The following is an 18157-nucleotide window of genomic DNA, read 5'->3' on the forward strand; positions in this document are numbered from 1 at the left end:
AGCACCGAGGCAGCTGCCTCGGGACTCCGGGCCCGGGTGTCACGGCGCGAGGGCGAGGGCTACGGCTTCGCTGCGGCCTGACCCTTGGCGGCCTTGGCCAGCTCGCCGAACTTCTTGTTCACCTCGTCGAACTGCTTCTTGAACTCCTCGGCGCGGGCCTGGTGCTGGTCCGCGCGGGCCTTGGCCTCGGCCACGATGGCGGCGTCCTTGGCGTTCTCGGTGGCCTCGGAGAGGGCCGCGTCCTTCTGGTCGTTCTCGTACTGGATGTACTTCAACATCACGATGCGCTTGTTGAGGTACGTGTTGGCCGAGTTCGGGTTGATGGCCAGGACCTTGTCGTAATACGAGAGGGCCTTGTCGAGGCTCTCGGGGACGACGGGCGCGGTCATGGAGCGCGCGCCGCCCTTCTGCGAGTAGATCTCCGCGATCCAGCCCAGCGAGGCCTCGTCCTTCGGGTCGATCTTCAGCGCCTCGTTGAAGTACTCCTCGGCCTTCTCCACCGGGCCGCCCTGCATGTAGAAGCCGGCGATGTTCCGGTAGACCTCCGCCTTCTGGGCGGGCTCCTTGCGGTACTCGAGGAGCTTGAGGGCCGAGGTCGCCGCCGCGGCGGGGTCGCCCGCCTGCAGGTGCGCGAAGGCCTTCTTCTCCCAGACCTTCTCCTGGTTCGGGTTGGCCTGGAGCGACAGCTCGTACTCCTTGATGGCCTCGGCGTACTTCTTGTCCGCCAGGAAGTTGGTGCCGGCGATGCGGTGGGAGTTCGCCTGCTCCTCCTGCTCGTTCTTGCAGCCCGTCACGCCGCCCAGGGCCAGCACCCCGAGCACCAATCCAACACGTCCGATGTGCTTCATCGACAAGCCTTTCTGGCGGATGCCCGGCCTCGCGTGCCGGACACGGTTCGGAAAACAGCCTTTGGGGCTCCCTCCAGGGGCCCCTCACGGGCCTGGGAGCATACCCGAACTCGCCTACCACGTTCCCGCCCTGACAGGGGGCCTCGACTCGGGAGGGGATGGACGTGTGAGGGCCTGGATAGATGCCCGCCTTCTGGGGCCGGGGAGGTCCGGGGCACGCGGAGCGTCCGAGCGGTGCGTGACGGCGGGGGCGGGCTCTCGTATAGGTGCGTGCCATGGAACTGCGCCACCTGCACTACTTCATCGCGGTCGCGGAGGAGCTCCACTTCGGACGCGCGGCGGCGCGGCTGCACATGGCGCAGCCCCCGCTGAGTCAGCAGATCCGCCGCTTGGAAGAGGAGCTGGGCGTCCTCCTGCTGGAGCGCAGCCAGCGGCGCTAGGTGAAGCTCACCGAGGCGGGCGCGGCGTTCCTGCGGGAAGCGCGCGGGGTCCTGGAGCGGGCCGAGCACGCCGCGCTGGCCGCCCAGAAGGCCGCGCGCGGGGACTCCGGGCACCTGTCCGTGGGCTTCGTGGGCTCGGTGGCGTTCCACTTCTTCCCCGCGCTGCTCAGGGCCTTCCGCCGGCAGTACCCCGACGTGGAGCTGCACCTCGAGGAGCTTCGCTCGCCGGATCAGGTGGAGGCGCTTCTCCAGGAGAAGCTCCAGGTGGGGTTGCTGCGGTCGATGAAGGACGTGAGCGGGCTGTGCCAGGAGTCCGTGCTGGCCGAGGAGTTGGTCGCCGTGCTGCCGGAGGGGCATCCGCTGGCCTCTCGCGCGCGGGTGGAGCTCGCGGATCTGGCCCGTGAGCCGGTGGTGTTGCCTCCGCGACACAGTGGCTGTGGGACGCTGCATGACCTCGTCGTGCAGGCGTGTGCCCTGCACGGCATCACCCCGCGCATCGCCCAGCAGGCGACCGAACTTCACGCGCGCATCGCGCTGGTGGCGGGAGGGCTGGGCGTGACGATGGTGCCCGCCACGTACCAGGTGCTCCAGCGCGAGGGCGTGGTGTTTCGTCCCCTCACGGACCCCGCGCCGCGGGTGGACCTCACCGTCGCGTGGCGACAGGGCGATCGGTCTCCGCTCGTGCGGGCCTTCCTGGACGTGGCCCGCGAGACGGCGGCCCTCCACGAAGCACGCCGCTCGGGGAACGTGGTTTCGATATCTCCGAAGTATTGAAATCGCGTTTCCAAAGTATTGGACGCGGACGGACTCGGAGCGCATTTAGCACGGCATTCAACAGGGAGCGTTTCGCGCACGGTGTTGACACTGGCGTGACGGAGCCGCTCCCGGGAGTTGCCATTCCGTGTGGATCGTGCGGCTGGCGCTGCGGCGCCCCTACACCATTGCCGTGATGTCCGCGCTCATCCTCCTGGCGGGAGTGATGTCCGCGGCGCGGATGAAGGTGGACATCTTTCCTGCCATCGACATCCCGGTCGTCATGGTGGTCTGGAGTTATCCGGGCATGTCCGCCGAGGACATCGAGCGCCGCGTGGTGCTCATCAGCGAGCGCGCCTACTCGACGACGGTGGACGGCATCAGCCACATCGACTCGCAGTCGATCTCCGGCATCGGCATCCTCAAGGTCTACTTCGAGCAGGACGCGGACATCGGCGCGGCCATCGCGCAGATCGCCAGCGTGTCGCAGACGGCCAGCCGGCTCATGCCTCCAGGCATCAGCCCGCCCAACGTCATCCGCTACAACGCGTCCAACGTGCCGGTGGCCCAGCTCACCGTCTCCAGCCAGAACCTGTCCGAGCAGCAGCTCTATGACTACGGACTGAACTTCCTGCGCATCAAGCTGTTCACCATCCCGGGCATGTCCATTCCGTCACCGTATGGCGGCAAGGCCCGGCAGGTGATGGTGGACGTGGATCCCGCCAAGGTGGCGGCCAAGGGACTCACGCCGCAGGACGTGGTGCAGGCGCTGCTCCAGTCCAATGTGCTCGTCCCCGCGGGCACCGCGCAGATCGGCCACACCGAGTACAACGTCAAGCTCAACTCGAGTCCCAGCACCGTCGATGAGTTCAACGCCTTGCCCGTGAAGGTGGTGGACGGCGCGCCGGTGTACCTGCGGGACGTGGGGTTCGTGCATGACGGCTTCGCCGTGCAGACCAACGTCGCGCGGGTGAACGGCAAGCGCGCCACCTACCTGGCCCTGCTCAAGCACGCCAACGCCTCCACCCTGGCGGTGGTGGATGCCTCGCGCGAGCTGCTGCCGCAGCTCAAGGCGGCGGCGCCCGAGGGCATGGAGCTGAAGATCGACTTCGACCAGTCCGTGTTCGTGCGCGCCGCCGTGATGAACGTGCTGCATGAGGCGCTGATCAGCTCGGTGTTGGTGTCGGTGATGATCCTCCTGTTCCTGGGGAGCTGGCGCAGCATGTTGCTGGTCTCCACCTCCATTCCGCTGGCCATGGCGGTGGGGGTGACGGGCCTGTTCCTCCTGGGCCACACGTTCAACATCATGACGCTGGGCGGCCTGGCGCTCGCCATCGGCATGCTCGTGGATGACGCGACGGTGGCCGTGGAGAACATCCACCGCCACCGCACGCTGGGGATGCCGCTGACGCCCGCCATCCTCATCGGCGCCGAGCAGATCGCCACCCCGGCGCTGGCGGCCACGCTGACCATCTGCATCGTGTTCTTCCCGGTGGTGCTGCTGGTGGGGCCCGCGCGCTTCCTCTTCACGCCGCTGGCGCTGTCGGTGGTCATCTCCATGCTCGCCAGCTACGTGCTCAGCCGGACCCTGGTGCCCACGCTGGCGCGCCAGCTCCTGGAGCACGAGGCGCATGGGCCCGAGGCGGCTCGAAGCGTCTGGGGGCGCTTCAACGCCTGGCGCGATCGGCACTTCGATCGCTTCACGGACGTGTATGGCCGAGCCCTGGCCGTGGTGCTGGCTCATCGCGGATTCGTCCTCGGCTGCGCGGCGCTGCTGGTGGGCGCGACCGCGGTCCTGCCGTTCGTGGTGGGCTTCGACTTCTTCCCCTCCGTGGACGCCGGCCAGATGCGCCTGCACGTGCGCGCGCCCATTGGCACGCGGCTGGAGGCCACGGAGGAGATCGTCGAGGCGGTGGAGCAGCGCGTCCGGGAGCTCATCCCGGAGAACGAACTGGAGACCATCAACGACAACATCGGCCTGCCCATCTCCTTCAACCTGGCGCTCGTCCCTACGGACAACATCGGGAGCCAGGACGCGGAGGTGCTCATCGCGCTGAAGGAGCATCACCACCCCACGCGCCAATACATGCAGGCCATCCGCGAGATGCTGGCGAAGGACTTCCCCGGCGTGAGCGCCTACTTCCAGGCGCCGGACATCGTCAGCCAGGTGCTCAACTTCGGTCTGTCAGCGCCCATCGATGTGCAGATCGAGGGCAGTGACCTGGACAAGTCCTTCCTGCTGGCGCGCGAGCTGCGCGACCGCATGCGCGAGATTCCCGGCACCGTGGATGTGCGCATCGCGCAGGTGTTGGATCATCCCGCGCTCCAGGTGGAGACGGACCGCGTGCGCGCCGCGCAGGTCGGCATCACCCAGCGCGACGTGGCCAACAACCTCCTCACCACGCTGTCGTCCAGCTCCACCGTGTCGCCCTCGTTCTGGCTCAGCCCGCAGAACAACGTGAACTACCCGGTCGTGGTGCAGACGCCGATTGTCCAGATGCAGAGCGTCAACGACCTGATGACCACGCCGGTGGCCGGAGGCACGGCGCCGCTGCGGCAGACCCAGAGTCGCGGGGTGGGGGACTCGGCCTCCAGCACCACGCTCTACCTGGGGAGCATCGCCTCGATGCGGGCCACGCAGGACAAGGCCCTCATCAATCACGCCACCGTTCAGCGGGTCATCAACGTGCAGGCCTCCGCCGAGGGGAGAGACCTGGGCAGCGTCACCCGCGACATCCAGAAGGCCATCAGCGGCCTGAAGGACGTGCCCAAGACGACGCGCATCAGCATCCGAGGCCAGAGCGAGAGCATGTTCACCTCGTTCAAGAGCCTGGGCACCGGGCTCCTCCTGGCCATCGTGCTCGTCTACCTGCTCATGGTCGTGCTGTTCCAGAGCTGGTTGGACCCGTTCATCATCATGGTCGCGGTGCCGGGCGCGCTGGTGGGCATCCTCTGGATGCTGGCCGTGACAGGCACCACGCTCAACGTGGAGTCCTTCATGGGCTCCATCATGGCCGTGGGCATCGCGGTGAGTAACTCCATCCTCCTGGTCAACTTCGCCAACGACGTGCGCGGCGAGCGCGGCATCAGCGCGCTGGAGGCCGCGCTCGAAGCGGGGCGCACGCGACTGCGTCCCATCCTCATGACGGCGCTCGCCATGGTGCTCGGCATGTTGCCCATGGCGCTGGCGCTGGGCGAGGGCGGTGAGCAGAACGCGCCGCTGGGCCGCGCCGTCATCGGGGGGCTCTCGGTGGCCACCTTCGTCACCTTGTTCATGGTCCCGGTCGTCTATTCGATTCTGCGCAAGGCCCCGCCTCGCCAGCACGAGCTGGACAAGCGCTTCGAGGCCGAGGCCGCGCTCCTTCCTTCTCCGTCCGCAGGTCACTCCACATGAGCTCCGCTCCCGTGCCCGTCATTCCTCCCTCGCCCGAGCCGGTGCCTCCCACGCCCCCTCGACCTCCCTCCGCGCGCGGCCTGTTCGCGGTGGGCGTGGTGAGCGTCAGCGTCGCCATGGGCGGCGTGGCGTTCCTGGCCACCACGCGCAGCCACGCCGAGGCGCGCGAAGCGGAGTTGCGGCGCGCTGCGGTGGCCGCGGGTCCGCGCTTGCGCGCCGTCAAGGTCACCCTGGCCGCGTCGGGCCGAGACGTCACGTTGCCGGCCGAGGCCCGTGCATGGGCTCAAGCCACGCTCTACGCGAAGGTGAGCGGCTATCTGCGCGACATTCGCGTGGACAAGGGTGACCGGGTGAAGAAGGGCCAGTTGCTGGCCACGCTCGAGTCTCCCGACACCGAGCAGCAGGTGGCCGCCGCGCGAGCGGACCTGGATGTGAAGCGGCAACTCCTCCAGCGTCACTTGTCGCTCGTCTCGACGGGCGTCAGCTCTCAGCAGCAGGTGGACGATGCGCAGGCGGGGGTGAAGATCTCCGAGGCGAACCTCGCGCGCGCGCAGTCGCTCCAGTCCTACGGGACGCTGACCGCGCCGTTCGAGGGCATTGTCACCGCGCGCTACGTGGACACGGGTGCGCTGCTCCCGGCCGCCACGGGCTCCACGACGAGCGCCCAGCCGGTGCTGGACCTGGCGGACATGGACAAGCTGCGCATCTACGTCTACCTGGGCCAGGACGACGCGGACTCCGTGCACGAGGGCGACGCCGTCACGCTGTCGGTGGACCAGCGCCCGGGGCAGACGATCGAGGCGAAGGTGACGCGCATGACGCGCAACCTGGATGCGCGCACGCGCACCATGCTGTGCGAGGTGGACATCGACAACAAGGACGTGGGCCTGTACCCGGGCAGCTTCATCCACGCCACGCTCCACCTGCAGGCCCGTCCCTATCCGATGGTGCCCGCCGAGGCCCTGTTCATGCGCGCCGACAAGCAGTTCGTCGCCGTCGTTCAGGATGGGCGCGCGCGCGTGGTGCCGGTGGTGGTGGGCCGACACGACGGAAAGGTCGCGCAGATCGTCAGCGGACTTCAGGGCGGAGAGGTGGTCGCTCTCAACGCGGGCAGTGACGTGACGGATGGCGGCCCGGTGGACGCGGTGCTGGCCTCGGCGGAGAAGCGGTGAGCGCGATGCGAGCGTGGATGGAGGGTGGAGTGATGGTCGCCGCGCTGTTGTCTGGCGCGGCGCGAGGGGGGCCGCCGACGACGGCGACCCAGGCTCCCGAGGCCACACAGGTCCCCGCGACGGTGCAGGCTCCGGCGCTGACGTTCGAGGACGCCGTGCAGCAGTCGCTCGCGCGCAACCCGACGCTCACCCAGGCCAAGGCCCAGGTGGCGCGAGCGCAGGCCTTGGTGACCGAGGCCCGCGCGGCCTTCCTGCCGGTGCTCACGGCGAACGGCGTGTATACGCAGCTGGACGGGGACCGCGTGCAGAACGATCGCGTGGTGCAACCCGGCAGCGCGTTCAACGCCAATCTCAACCTGAGCGTGCCCTTGGTGGCGCCCCAGCGATGGCTCGCCGCGAGCCGCGCGAAGCAAGCCGTGGATGTGGCGCGCGCCAGCGAGTCGGATGTCCGGCGTTTGGTCGCTTCGGGCGCGGCCCAGGCCTACCTGTCCGTCGTGCTGCAGCGGCGCTTGCTGGCCGTGGCCGTGCAAGCGCGAGACACGGCGCGGGCGCATCTGGAGTTCTCCCAGGCTCGGCGCTCGAAGGGCTTGGGCACCCGGCTGGACGAGGCGCGGGCGCAGCGCGAGCTGTACGACAACGAGGCGCGCGTGCAACTCGCCGCCACGGCGCTGAACCGTTCTCGCGAAGCGCTCGGCGTGGCGGTGGGCGTGGATGGTCCGCTCGACGCGGCGGGCGATGCGGTGCTGGCTTCGCCTCCCGCGCTCGCGGAGGCCCTGAAGGCGGTGGAGCAGCGCGAGGACATCGCCTCGCAGCGCGCGCGGCTGTCGCTGGCCGAGCGCACGTACGCGGAGAGCTGGGCGGACTTCATGCCCACGCTGTCCGCCTCGGCGCAGCCGTACTTCCAGACGCCGGAGACCGTCACGCTGCCCACGTGGGGCTTCCAGGCTCAGGTGCTGCTGTCGGTGCCGCTCTATGACGGCGGCTTCCGGTATGGCGCCAGACGTGAGCGCGCGGCGCTGGTGGCGGATGCCCGGGGTGCGTTGGACACCTTGATGCAGCGGGCCCGGGGCGAGGTGCGTTCAGCGGACGAACAGCTCCAAGGCGCGACGGCCGCGGCGGTGGAGCAGGGACACTCGGCGGAGTCCGCGCGCGAGACGCTTCAGCTCTCCACCGAGGCCTACCGGGCGGGCGCCACCACGAACCTGGACGTCGTGGACGCGGAGCGCACGGCGCGGGACGCCGAGACGAATGCGCTGCTCGCCCAGGACGCGGTGCTTCAGGCTCGGCTGAACCTGCTGGTGGCCAGCGGCGAGTTCCCGCGCGACGTGGCCGGGAAGTAGGGCGCTGCTCGCGGTGACGCGGGCGGAACGTGAGGATGGCGCGTGGGTGGTGCATCATCACCCGCCATGCGCGTCCGAACGCGGTTCCGAGGCGTCTGCTCCCTGCTCGCGGTTCTCCTGCTCGCAGCGTGCCGCATTGAATCCGCGGCGCCAGCGAGCGGGGGACCCGTGGCATCGGCGGAGAGCGTGATGGGCGACGTGTGGGTCTACACGTCGATGTACCAGCACGTGCTGGACGCGCTGGCACCCCTGTTGGCTCAGCGACTGCCGGGCGTGAAGGTGCACTGGTATCAGGCGGGCAGCGAGAAGGTGGCCAGCCGGCTGGAGGCGGAGCGTCTGGCTGGGGCCGTGCGCGCGGACGTGTTGCTGACGTCCGATCCGTTCCTGTATGAGCGACTCGCTCGGGAGGGTGCCTTCCTTCGGTACGCCTCGCCGAACGTCCTGCGCGTTCCTCGAACACTGCTCGACCTGGACGCGCGCTATGCAGCGGCCCGGGTGTCCACCATGGTGCTCGTCCATCGCGAGGACTCGGTGCCCCCGCCGACCTCCTTCGCGGCGCTGGCGAGGGGGCCGTGGTCGGGCCGCGCCGCGATTGGAGATCCACTCACCTCTGGGACGGCCTACACCTGGGTGGTGTTCCTGAGGTCTCGGTATGGCGAGGGGTTCTTCTCGGCGCTGCGGGCGCGCGGAGCACTCGTGGCTGGCGGGAACGCGGCCGTGTTGCAGAAGGTCGAGAGCGGCGAGGTGGACGTGGGGGTCGTCCTGCTGGAGAACGCGCTCGCGGCCAAGGGGCGTGGGAGTCCCCTCGCGGTGACCTGGCCCGAGGATGGCGCGGTCGTCATCCCGGGCCCGGTGGCCATCTTCCAATCGACGCGCAATCCCGTGGCCGCGCGCGCCCTGGTGGACCTCCTGCTGTCGCCCGAAGGGCAGCGCATCATCGTGGAGCGCGGAGACATGCACGGCGTGGATCCACGCTTGGAGGGGCCGCGAGGCGAGGCTGGCGTGGAAGCGCTGCTCAGCCGCTCGCAGCCGTGGACGCCCGAGTTGTTGGAGTTGGGCTTGTCGCGAGGGACGACCATCAAGGCGGCCTTCAGTGAGGCGTTCGCCCGATGATCCGCGACGGAGCCTGGGGCGCGCGATTCGGCCTGAGCGCGTGGCTGGTGCCGGTGCTGTTCTTCGGCGTAGGGCCGCTGGGCGTGTTGTGGGTCCGCGGCCTGGAGTTCCTCGTCACTCGCTCGGATACGGCCTGGAGCGGCGAGTGGGGTGCATTGTCGAACACGATCGTGATCTCGACAGGCGCGAGTCTGCTGGCGCTCGGCTTGGGAGCGCCTCTGGCGTTGCTGCTGTTCCGCACGGACCTGCCGTTCCGGCGGGTGTTTGGTGTCCTCTTCACGCTGCCTTCGGCGATTCCCGCGTTCATCTGGGGCATGGGCTGGCTGTCGCTCGCGAGCCCTCGCGCGGGCTATCTCAATCGGTTGTGGGGGACGGGCCCATTCGACATCTACGGAGTCGGAGGCATCGCTTTCGTGGAGGGGCTCTCCGGCTTGCCCTTCGTCCTGCTCGCGGGTGCCGCCGCGCTCCGGCGCATCGATCCCGCCCTGGAGGAGGCAGCTCGCGTGTGCGGGGCGTCTCCGTTCCGCGCGCTGACGACGGCGACGCTGCCCTTGATGCTCCCCTCGGTGCTCTCCGGCGCGGTCATGGTTTTTCTCCTGACGGCTTCGTCGTTTGGCGTGCCCTATCTGCTTGGTGTCTCTGCTTCGCCTCCGACGCGGGTGTTGACCACTCGGATCTACGAATTGGTGTTGATGGGCGGCGCGGAGGGGCTTCCCCGTGCCATGGCGCTGGCCACGTTGTTGCTGGGACTGACGCCCATCGCGCTGGGCGTGATGCGGTGGTTGGGGCGCGGCGGACGCGTGCGGCTGGGCGCGGGCAAGGGCCTGTCGCCTCGACCCATGGCGCTCGGCAAGGCGCGCGGGCCTTGGGTCATCGCGGTGTCGCTCGTGTGCGCGGCCTGCATCGTGTTGCCGCTGGGCGCGTTGGTGCTCACGTCGCTCCAGCGGAGCTTTGGCGCGCCGCTGTCATGGGAGTCTCTGACCTTCACGCGCTGGGGGAGTGTGCTGGGGAGTGAGCGGGCGCGCGGGGCGCTGGCCAACAGCGTGGTGCTGGCGACCGGGGCCGGCGTGTTGGTGTGTGGCTTCGGTCTTTCCGCGGCCATGCTGCGCCGCAGTTCGCGCGGGATGGTGGAGGCGCTATCGGTGGGGCCATTCTCCGTCCCAGGGACGGTGCTGGCGCTGGCGCTGCTCGTGGCCTTCTCGCGAGACTGGCGGTTCATCGCGTTCGAGCGAATCGCCTGGGTCCTCGCGCTGGCGCATACCCCGTGGCTGCTGCTCATCGCCTACGCGGTGAAGTACCTGGCGCTGGGGGAGCGCAACAGCTCCGAGGGGCTTGCGCAGCTCGACCTGTCGCTCGTCGAGGCGGCGCGGCTGAGCGGGGCAGGGCCGCTGCGCGCGTTCCGAGACGCGGCGCTGCCGGTGCTGAGGCCCGCGCTCATCTCGGCGTTCGTGCTCGCGTTCCTCACGTGTGCCTCGGAGATGACCATGTCGGTGCTGCTGGTGCCCGCGGGTTCGCAGGTGCTGGGCACGCTGCTGTTTGAACTTCAGAGCTACGACGACCCGGCCGCCGCGGCGGTGCTCGCCTGCGCGCTGGTCGTGCTCGTGTTGGTGGGGCGTGGCGTGCTCGCGCTCGGGCCTCGTTCGTCGGTGGAGGGGTGATGGCGACCATCGTGCTCGACGGCGTGGTGAAGGCCTATGGCAAGAACCCGGTGGTTCGCGGGTTGAGCCTGGAGGTTCACGAGGGCGAGCTGCTGTCGCTGCTCGGGCCCTCGGGTTGCGGCAAGACGACGACGCTGCGGATGCTCGCGGGCCTGGAGCACCCAGACCAGGGCACCATCGATATAGGTGGAACCCGGGTCGCCGGCCCCGGCGTTCGCGTGCCGCCGGAGCGACGTGGTCTGGGGATGGTGTTCCAGAGCTATGCCGTGTGGCCCAATCGCTCGGTCGAGGCGAACGTCGCCTATCCGTTGGCCCTGCGGCGGCTCGCGCGCAGCGAGATCTCCGAGCGCGTGCGGACCGCGCTGCGCTGGGTTCGCCTCGAAGCGTTCGCGGAGCGCATGCCGCACGAGCTATCGGGTGGTCAGCTTCAGCGGGTGGCCCTGGCGCGCGCGCTCGTCTCCAACCCGCGGGTGCTGTTGTTGGATGAGCCGCTCTCGAACCTGGACGCGGCCTTGCGCGAGGAGCTGCGCGCGGAGCTCGCCGCCCTCCGTGAGCGGCTCGGGACCACGCTCGTCTTCGTCACGCACGATCAGGCCGAAGCGCTCGCGTTGTCGGACCGCATCGCGGTGATGAATGGCGGCGTGTTGGAGCAGGTGGATGCGCCGGAGCGGCTCTACCACGCGCCGGCCTCGGCCTTCGTCGCGCGCTTCGTGGGCGGGGCGAACGTCCTCCCGGGTGTGGTGCGCGACGGCGTCTTCCACTGCGCGCAGTCCGAGGCGACCTTCGCGCTTCCCAACGAGGTGGCGCGCAGCGAAGGCCCCGCGACGCTGGTGCTTCGTCCGGAGGACCTGGAGCTGGGAACGGAGGGGACCCCGCTGCCCTTGGCCGCGCGGCTCTTCCTGGGGAACTCGGTGGAGTATCGCTTCGCGGTGGGCACCTCGCTTCTGCGAGTCGTGGCGCCTCCGATGGAGGGCGTCCGCACAGGACAGGTGCTGCGAATCCGCGCGCGGAGGGCGAGGGTGTTCGCCGCTCCGTGACGCCCGCGGTGATGGCGGTATTTCGCGGGCTTGAACCCCGCCTGTTGCCGCTTCGTTGCCATCCGGGGCCCCCTGTTTCTTTGGGGTTACAACGGTGTATGCTGGCGGACAATTACGCTGACCATGGAACCCCCGGAGGGTCGTGGTCTGAGGCTTTTAAGACCCTCCGCCATGAGCGTGATCCTTCCGACGGAGGTGCGCCACCTCGGGTGCCGACGGCGGGAGTTCCCCTGAACGCTGTGTGGAGTCAAATCCATGTCCAAGCTGTGGCCCCGGTGGCCTCTGCTCCTCGCCGGCCTCTTCTCGGCGAGCTCATCCCTCGCGGCTGAGAAACTCACCCCTGTTGCTCCATCCACGTTGGCGCAGCTCCAGGTCCGGGAGCCCGCCCGTGTGGCGGAGTCTCTGGCCAACCTCAAAGCGCAAAGCCTCAAACTGGGGCTTGGCACGCGGGACGACTTCAAGCTGTCCAGTTCCAGCACGGACTCCTTTGGCCAGACGCACGCGCGCTTCGCGCAGACGTATCAGGGCGTACCCGTGTGGGGCGCCATGGCCATCACCCACCAGGGGCTGTCCTCGCGGGACATCCAGATCACCACCGAGGGCCTGCGCAAGGGCATCCGCCTGAACGTGGCGCCCACACTGGACGCGAAGGCCGCGGTGACGAAGGCCACCCAGGAACTGGCGCCCAAGGGCGAGTTCGGCGCCACGCCGAGTAGCGAACTCATCGTCTATCCCCAGACGCGGCTCGTGAACCGCTACCCCGGCAAGCCGCTCGCGAAGCAGAACGCGGCGGACTTCGATACGGAGGTCATTGGCTACCGGCTCTCGTACCATGTGCACACCGAGCTGGAGAACGCGAAGGACGGCGTCAAGCACACGGACTTCATCATCGACGCGCAGTCGGGCGAGGTGCTGAAGAAGTGGAACTCGCTCCAGACGGCCGCCGCCAAGGGCCTCGGCCACTCGCAGTACAGCGGTGATGTCTCGTTGGACGTCTTCCAGAACGCCGACGGGCTGTTTGAGCTGCGTGACTTCACGCGTACCGGCGGCGAGGGCATCCGGACCTACGACGTCAACCACGCTGAGGTGCAGAAGGGCGCCATTCCCACGCTGACCCTCTACACGGACGAGGACAACGTCTGGGGCGACGGTCAGAACTACGTCATTGGCGCCAACAACACCCTGAGCGCCAACGGTCAGACGGCCGCCGTCAACGCGCATTACGGCCTGCTGGCGACGTGGGACTTCTACAAGAAGATCTTCGGGCGCAACGGCGTGGACGGCGTGGGCTCCCCCACCTACAACCGGGTGCACGCCAGCAATAAATACAACAACGCGTTCTGGAGTGACGGCTGCTTCTGCATGAGCTACGGCGACGGCTCGTACCCGGCGGCCGGCGGCTTCAAGTCGATGGGCGTGCTCGACGTGACGGGCCACGAGATGACCCACGGCGTGACCTCGCGCTCGGCTGGCCTCATCTATGACGGCGAGTCCGGCGGCCTCAACGAGGCCAGCTCGGACATCTTCGGCACCATGACGGAGTTCTGGGTGGCCAACGGCCGTGGCAGCACCATTGGTGATACCGGCGGCAACTGGCTCATGGCCGAGCAACTCAGCGACTTCCCGTTGCGCGTCATGTTCCGCCCGTCTCTGGATGGGTCGAGCGCGGACGCTTGGTACCCCGGCCTCGGCAACATCGACGTGCACTACAGCAGCGGCCCGATGAACCGCGCCTTCTACTTCCTGTCCCAGGGCGTGCAGCCGCTGGCTGTCAGCACCGACTTCTCCAGTACCTATCTGCCAGCAGGTATGCGGGGCATCGGCAACGACAAGGCGGCGGCCATCTGGTACCGCGCGCTCACCGTCTACATGTTCCCCGCGTCCAACTACATGTCGGCCCGCACCAGCGGTCTCCAGGCCGCGGCGGACCTCTTTGGCTCCCAGTCCAACGAGTACCGCGCGGTGCAGAATGCCTTCGCGGCCATCAACGTGGGCTACACCGCCGGGACGTACGATGACCGCACGGCTCCCACCGTCGTCGCGAGCGTCGCTGGCAGCGCGCCTGACCTCCAGATGCAAGCGCAGGCCGACGACAATGTCGGCGTGGCCCACGTGGAGTTCTATGTCGACGGTGCCCTGGTGGGGAACGTCTACTCCCGGCCGTTCCAGGCCCCGCTGGACGCCACTTCGCTGTCCAACGGTTCGCACGGTCTGGTTGCAGTGGCATTCGACGCGGCCGGCAACTCCGCTGCGTCCGCTCCGGCGAGCTTCACCGTCGCCAACTCCTTCGATCAGCTCCTGATCGACCCGGGCTTCGAGCTGGGCCAGGGCTGGGTGGCGGACCCGCCGGGGGACATCAACTTCCCGGTCTCTTCTGGCCCGCGCTCCGGCCAGGGGTTTGTGTGGCTCAATGGCTGGGGTGAGACGCACGTCGACCGGCTGTGGCAGGACGTCACCATTCCCGCCGGCGTCACCAAGGCCGCACTGACCTTCTTCCTCAATCTCACCACCGAAGAGACGACGACCACCGCTGTCCGCGACACGCTGACGCTGCAGGTGCGGGACACCTCGGGCACGGTGTTGGGGACGGTGACGACGTGGTCCAATCTGAACACGACCCTCGGCTGGGTGCAGCAGAGCGCGGACCTGACGGCCTACGCGGGCCAGACGGTGCGCATCTTCCTGGAGGGCAGCGAGAACGCTTCGCTCGCCACGAACTTCCAGCTCGATGACTTCTCGCTGCGCGTCAGCTACGCGGCGGATGCCGAGGTGCCCCGCGTGAAGGCCAGCGTGGTCTTCTCCGGTACGCGCGTGGGCTACCTCGCGGAGGTGGCCGACAACGGCTTCGTCAACGCGGTGGAGTTCCTCGTTGACGGCGTGTCCCTGGGCAACTCCGTCAAGTCGTTCATGCGGATCGTCAACCTCTCCACGTTGACGGCGGGCGCGCACACGCTCGTTGCCCGGGCCACGGACGCGGACGGCAACGTGGGTGAGTCTCCCGCGGTGACGTTCTACGTGGACACCACCGCCACCCAGCGCGTGCTCAACCCAAGCTTCGAGACCAGCACGAACTGGACGGTCGCGACGACCTTGTCGGGCTCGGCGGGCATACTCCCCCAAGCGTCCTTCGCGCACTCGGGCGCCCGCTTCTTCATCTTCTATACCAACGCGGGTCTGGCGCGGCACTCCGTGCGTCAGTCCGTGGCCATCCCGGCGAACTCGACCTCGGCCATCTTCAGCTTCTGGCTGCGCATCTACAACGGTGCGTTCACCGACACGCTGCCCCACCACACCTTCAGCCCGAAGGTGCGGGACTCCGCTGGCACCGAGCTGGCGACGCTGAAGGTGCTCTCCAACGTGGATGACACCAACGCCGAGTACGTCCAGCACCGCTTCGACCTGACCGCTTACCGAGGCCAGACGGTGCAGTTGTTCTTCGACGTGGACCAGACGGCGGCCCCGCAGATTGCGGGCGAGAACACCCAGTTCTTCCTGGATGACGTCAACCTGGTCACCTCGACCCAGGCGGATCTCCAGAGCCCCACGCTCTCCGCGGCGGTCGAGGGCAGCTACGGGACGGTGCAGCTCCGGGCCACGGTGAGCGACAACATCTGGACGTCCACCCTCGCGTTCGCGGTGGATGGCGCCCCGGTGACCTCGTTCACGGACGTCGAGGGGACCTACGCGGCAGCGTTCGACACGAAGAACCTGTCCAACGGTCCTCACCAGTTCAAGGCGACGGCCACGGACAAGGCGGGCAACACGACGGAGCGGACGGTGGACTTCACCGTGTACAACTCCACCGTCCAGGATCAGGGCGCGCCGCACGTCACCGCCAGCGTGGAGGGCCTGTTCGAGACCTACACGATGCGGGCCGAGGCCACCGACGACACGGGCGTGACGTTCGTGGAGTTCTACGTGGACGGTGCTCTGCAGGGTCGGAGCACGTCTGCGCCGTACACGCTGCCGCTGTTCACGATTCCGCTGGCGCCCGGGGCTCACGTCCTCGAGGCGGTGGCGTATGACGCCTATGGCCACTGGTCCAAGGCGACCACTCCCTTCACGCTCCAGCCCGTCACGGTGGAGTTCGCGGAGGCGCAGCACGTGGTGCCGGTGGGGAGCTCCGTTGCCCTGCAGGCGAACGTGGCGAACGTGGTGAACACGGCGGTGACGTGGTCCGTGGCGGAGGGCCGCATCTGCGGCACCGTCAGCGAGGCCGGCGTCTACGCCGCTCCGGCGATCCGAGGTCTGTGCCACGTGTCCGCGGCGAGCGTCGTGGTACCGACGGCGAAGGCCGTGGCGACCGTCCGGGTCTACACGGGCGACATCAATGGCGACAACGTCGTGGACGGAGAGGACATGGGCCTGCTCGCGCAGGACTACGGCACCGACGGCTCCGAGGCGACGAACCTCGACGGCGTTGGCTCTGTGAACGACAGCGACATCACCCTCTTCGTCAGCCAGTTCGGACGGTAATCCCCATGAAAACGTGGATGAAGCTCATTGTTCCGCTCCTGATTGGGGCGCTGGCGGCCTGCTCCGACCCTGACTCGGGGCCGGTGACGGTGACTCCGAAGAACGTCACGGTGAAGGCCGGTGCGAAGACGACCTTCTCCGCCTCGGTGAAGGACGCGAAGGACCCTCGCGTCCTCTGGTCGGTGGAGGGAGGCGACTCCCACGGCACCATCAGCAGCGCGGGCATCTACACCGCGCCTGCTGCGGCCGGCACGTACACCGTGGTGGCCACCAACGCGGTGGACACCTCGAAGCAGGACTCTGCCACCGTCAAGGTGGAGGCGGTCCAGACTCCGACCGTCATCGTGAAGGTGACGCCGGAGGTGGCGACCATCGGTCAGGGGACTGTCGCGAACCTCACGGCGGAAGTCTCCGGCTCCTCCATCACCGCGGTGCAGTGGGCCGTGGAAGGTGGAGATGAGAACGGCATCGTCAGCAGCACGGGCCGGTACACGGCGCCGAACAAGGCGGGGACGTTCACCGTGACCGCCACCAGCGTGGCGGACCCGACGAAGAAGGCCTCGGCGGCCATCACGGTGGAGCCTGTCGTCGTCGCGGATGTGAAGGTGGCGGTGACCCCCGCGTCAGCCAGCACCACCTGGGACGGCACGGTCCAGTTGACCGCCGAGGTCACGGGCACCAACAACCTCGCGGTGCAGTGGGCCGTGGAGGGTGGAGACGCGAACGGCTACGTCAGCAGCACGGGCGTGTACCGGGCGCCGAAGAAGACCGGCACGTTCACCGTGACCGCCACCAGCGTGGCGGATTCGACGAAGAAGGCCTCCGCTTCCATCACGGTGGAGGCGGTCGTCGTCGAGGCGGTGGTGGTGGCTGTCTCTCCGAAGACGGGCACCGTGGTGCAGGATGCCTCCTTCACCTTGTCCGCTCACGTCACCGGGACGAACAACGTCGCGGTGCTGTGGTCCGTGGACGGTGGTGACGACAACGGCACCGTGAGCAGCACGGGCGTGTACCGGGCGCCGCGCCGCGCGGGCACGTTCACCGTGACGGCCACGAGCGTGGTGGATCCGACGAAGTCCGACTCGGCCACCCTCACCGTGGACCCCATCGTCGTTCCGACGGTGGCGGTGAGCGTCACTCCGAAGACGGCCACCGTGGGGCAGGGCGCCGTTGTCAACCTCACGGCCGAAGTCACGGGCGCCTCCGTCGTCGCGGTGACCTGGGCTGTCGAGGGCGGTGCGACCAACGGCACCGTCACCAGCTCCGGCGTGTACACCGCGCCGAACAAGCCGGGCACGTACACGGTGACGGCGACCAGCGTGGCGGATGCGTCGAAGAGTGACTCCGCCACCATCACCGTGCCCGTCGCCGGCACGGTGAGCTATGTGGACCCCTCGGAGACGACGGGCTGGCGCCTGGTTCGCAACGCCGCCCTGTCCTCGGGCAACACGCTGGTGCTGGACCTGGTGGGCCCCACGGGCCAGTCCGGTCGCGGCGCGGACCTGACGCTGGGGCTGGATGCCGCCACTGCGTCCTGGTCCACCGTGGAGGGTTCCGAGTACGTGGCCAACCGTGGCTACACGCTTGGCGCCGCGCCCCGGTTGCTCAAGTCGGGCGTGAAGGGCAGCACGCTTCGCGTGGGCGTGTACCAGAAGGGCGCTCCGGCGCAGGCGTACACCGGCGCGCTGCTGTCGGTGGCGCTGACCGTGAATGCCTCGGCCGAGACGCCGGCGGGTACGGTTGTGCCGCTCAACGTCCTCAAGGCGCATGCGCTGCCGGCTTCCGGCTCGCTGCAGACCATCAACGTGGCCGTGGGCACCATCACGACCGCGCAGTAGTCATCGATTGACGCAGTGAGAGCGGCGGCCTTCCTCAGGGAAGGCCGCCGTTTTCATTTCATGCACCCAGATTGGACAGGGCGCCGAG

At 68.6% G+C, this 18157-nt stretch carries 11 protein-coding genes; 10 read left to right on the forward strand and 1 reads right to left on the reverse strand.

The window, feature by feature from the left end:
• Positions 1-59: 59 nt before the first annotated feature.
• Positions 60-848, reverse strand: coding sequence for a tetratricopeptide repeat protein (locus KRR26_RS23495; RefSeq protein WP_120203598.1), 789 nt, complete (start codon positions 846-848; stop codon positions 60-62).
• Between the two features lie 275 nt (positions 849-1123).
• Here KRR26_RS23495 and KRR26_RS36990 point away from each other — a divergent pair, with 275 nt between their 5' ends.
• The 10 genes from KRR26_RS36990 to KRR26_RS23540 all read left to right on the forward strand — a co-directional run bounded on the left by KRR26_RS36990 (position 1124) and on the right by KRR26_RS23540 (position 18069).
• The gene (locus KRR26_RS36990; RefSeq protein ID WP_236069097.1) at positions 1124-1288 is read left to right on the forward strand and encodes a LysR family transcriptional regulator; all 165 of its coding nucleotides are present in this window, start codon (positions 1124-1126) and stop codon (positions 1286-1288) included.
• The gene (locus KRR26_RS23500) at positions 1289-2062 is read left to right on the forward strand and encodes a LysR family substrate-binding domain-containing protein (protein WP_328707198.1); all 774 of its coding nucleotides are present in this window, start codon (positions 1289-1291) and stop codon (positions 2060-2062) included.
• Between the two features lie 127 nt (positions 2063-2189).
• Positions 2190-5435 (forward strand): efflux RND transporter permease subunit, encoded by a 3246-nt coding sequence (locus KRR26_RS23505; protein WP_217080888.1) that lies wholly within the window; start codon positions 2190-2192, stop codon positions 5433-5435.
• Positions 5432-6607 (forward strand): efflux RND transporter periplasmic adaptor subunit, encoded by a 1176-nt coding sequence (locus KRR26_RS23510; protein WP_217080889.1) that lies wholly within the window; start codon positions 5432-5434, stop codon positions 6605-6607. The genes KRR26_RS23505 and KRR26_RS23510 overlap by 4 nt, the downstream gene beginning before the upstream one ends.
• 5 nt (positions 6608-6612) lie before the next feature.
• Positions 6613-7947, forward strand: coding sequence for a TolC family protein (locus tag KRR26_RS23515; RefSeq protein WP_236069126.1), 1335 nt, complete (start codon positions 6613-6615; stop codon positions 7945-7947).
• A gap of 66 nt (positions 7948-8013) precedes the next feature.
• The gene (locus KRR26_RS23520; RefSeq protein WP_217080891.1) at positions 8014-9060 is read left to right on the forward strand and encodes an ABC transporter substrate-binding protein; all 1047 of its coding nucleotides are present in this window, start codon (positions 8014-8016) and stop codon (positions 9058-9060) included.
• Complete coding sequence (locus tag KRR26_RS23525; RefSeq protein WP_217080892.1) at positions 9057-10718, forward strand: ABC transporter permease; 1662 nt, start codon at positions 9057-9059, stop codon at positions 10716-10718. Before KRR26_RS23520 ends, KRR26_RS23525 begins: the two co-directional genes overlap by 4 nt.
• Entirely contained in the window at positions 10718-11755 is a 1038-nt protein-coding gene (locus KRR26_RS23530) for an ABC transporter ATP-binding protein (protein ID WP_217080893.1), read from the forward strand. Before KRR26_RS23525 ends, KRR26_RS23530 begins: the two co-directional genes overlap by 1 nt.
• Before the next feature lie 255 nt (positions 11756-12010).
• The gene (locus tag KRR26_RS23535) at positions 12011-16231 is read left to right on the forward strand and encodes a M4 family metallopeptidase (protein WP_217080894.1); all 4221 of its coding nucleotides are present in this window, start codon (positions 12011-12013) and stop codon (positions 16229-16231) included.
• A 17-nt stretch (positions 16232-16248) separates the two neighbouring features.
• On the forward strand, positions 16249-18069 hold the full coding sequence (locus tag KRR26_RS23540; RefSeq protein WP_120203613.1) for an Ig-like domain-containing protein: 1821 nt from the start codon (positions 16249-16251) through the stop codon (positions 18067-18069).
• Positions 18070-18157 lie beyond the last annotated feature (88 nt).

The sequence above is a fragment of the Citreicoccus inhibens genome (assembly GCF_019039035.1).
In the GTDB taxonomy this organism is placed as follows: domain Bacteria; phylum Myxococcota; class Myxococcia; order Myxococcales; family Myxococcaceae; genus Citreicoccus; species Citreicoccus inhibens.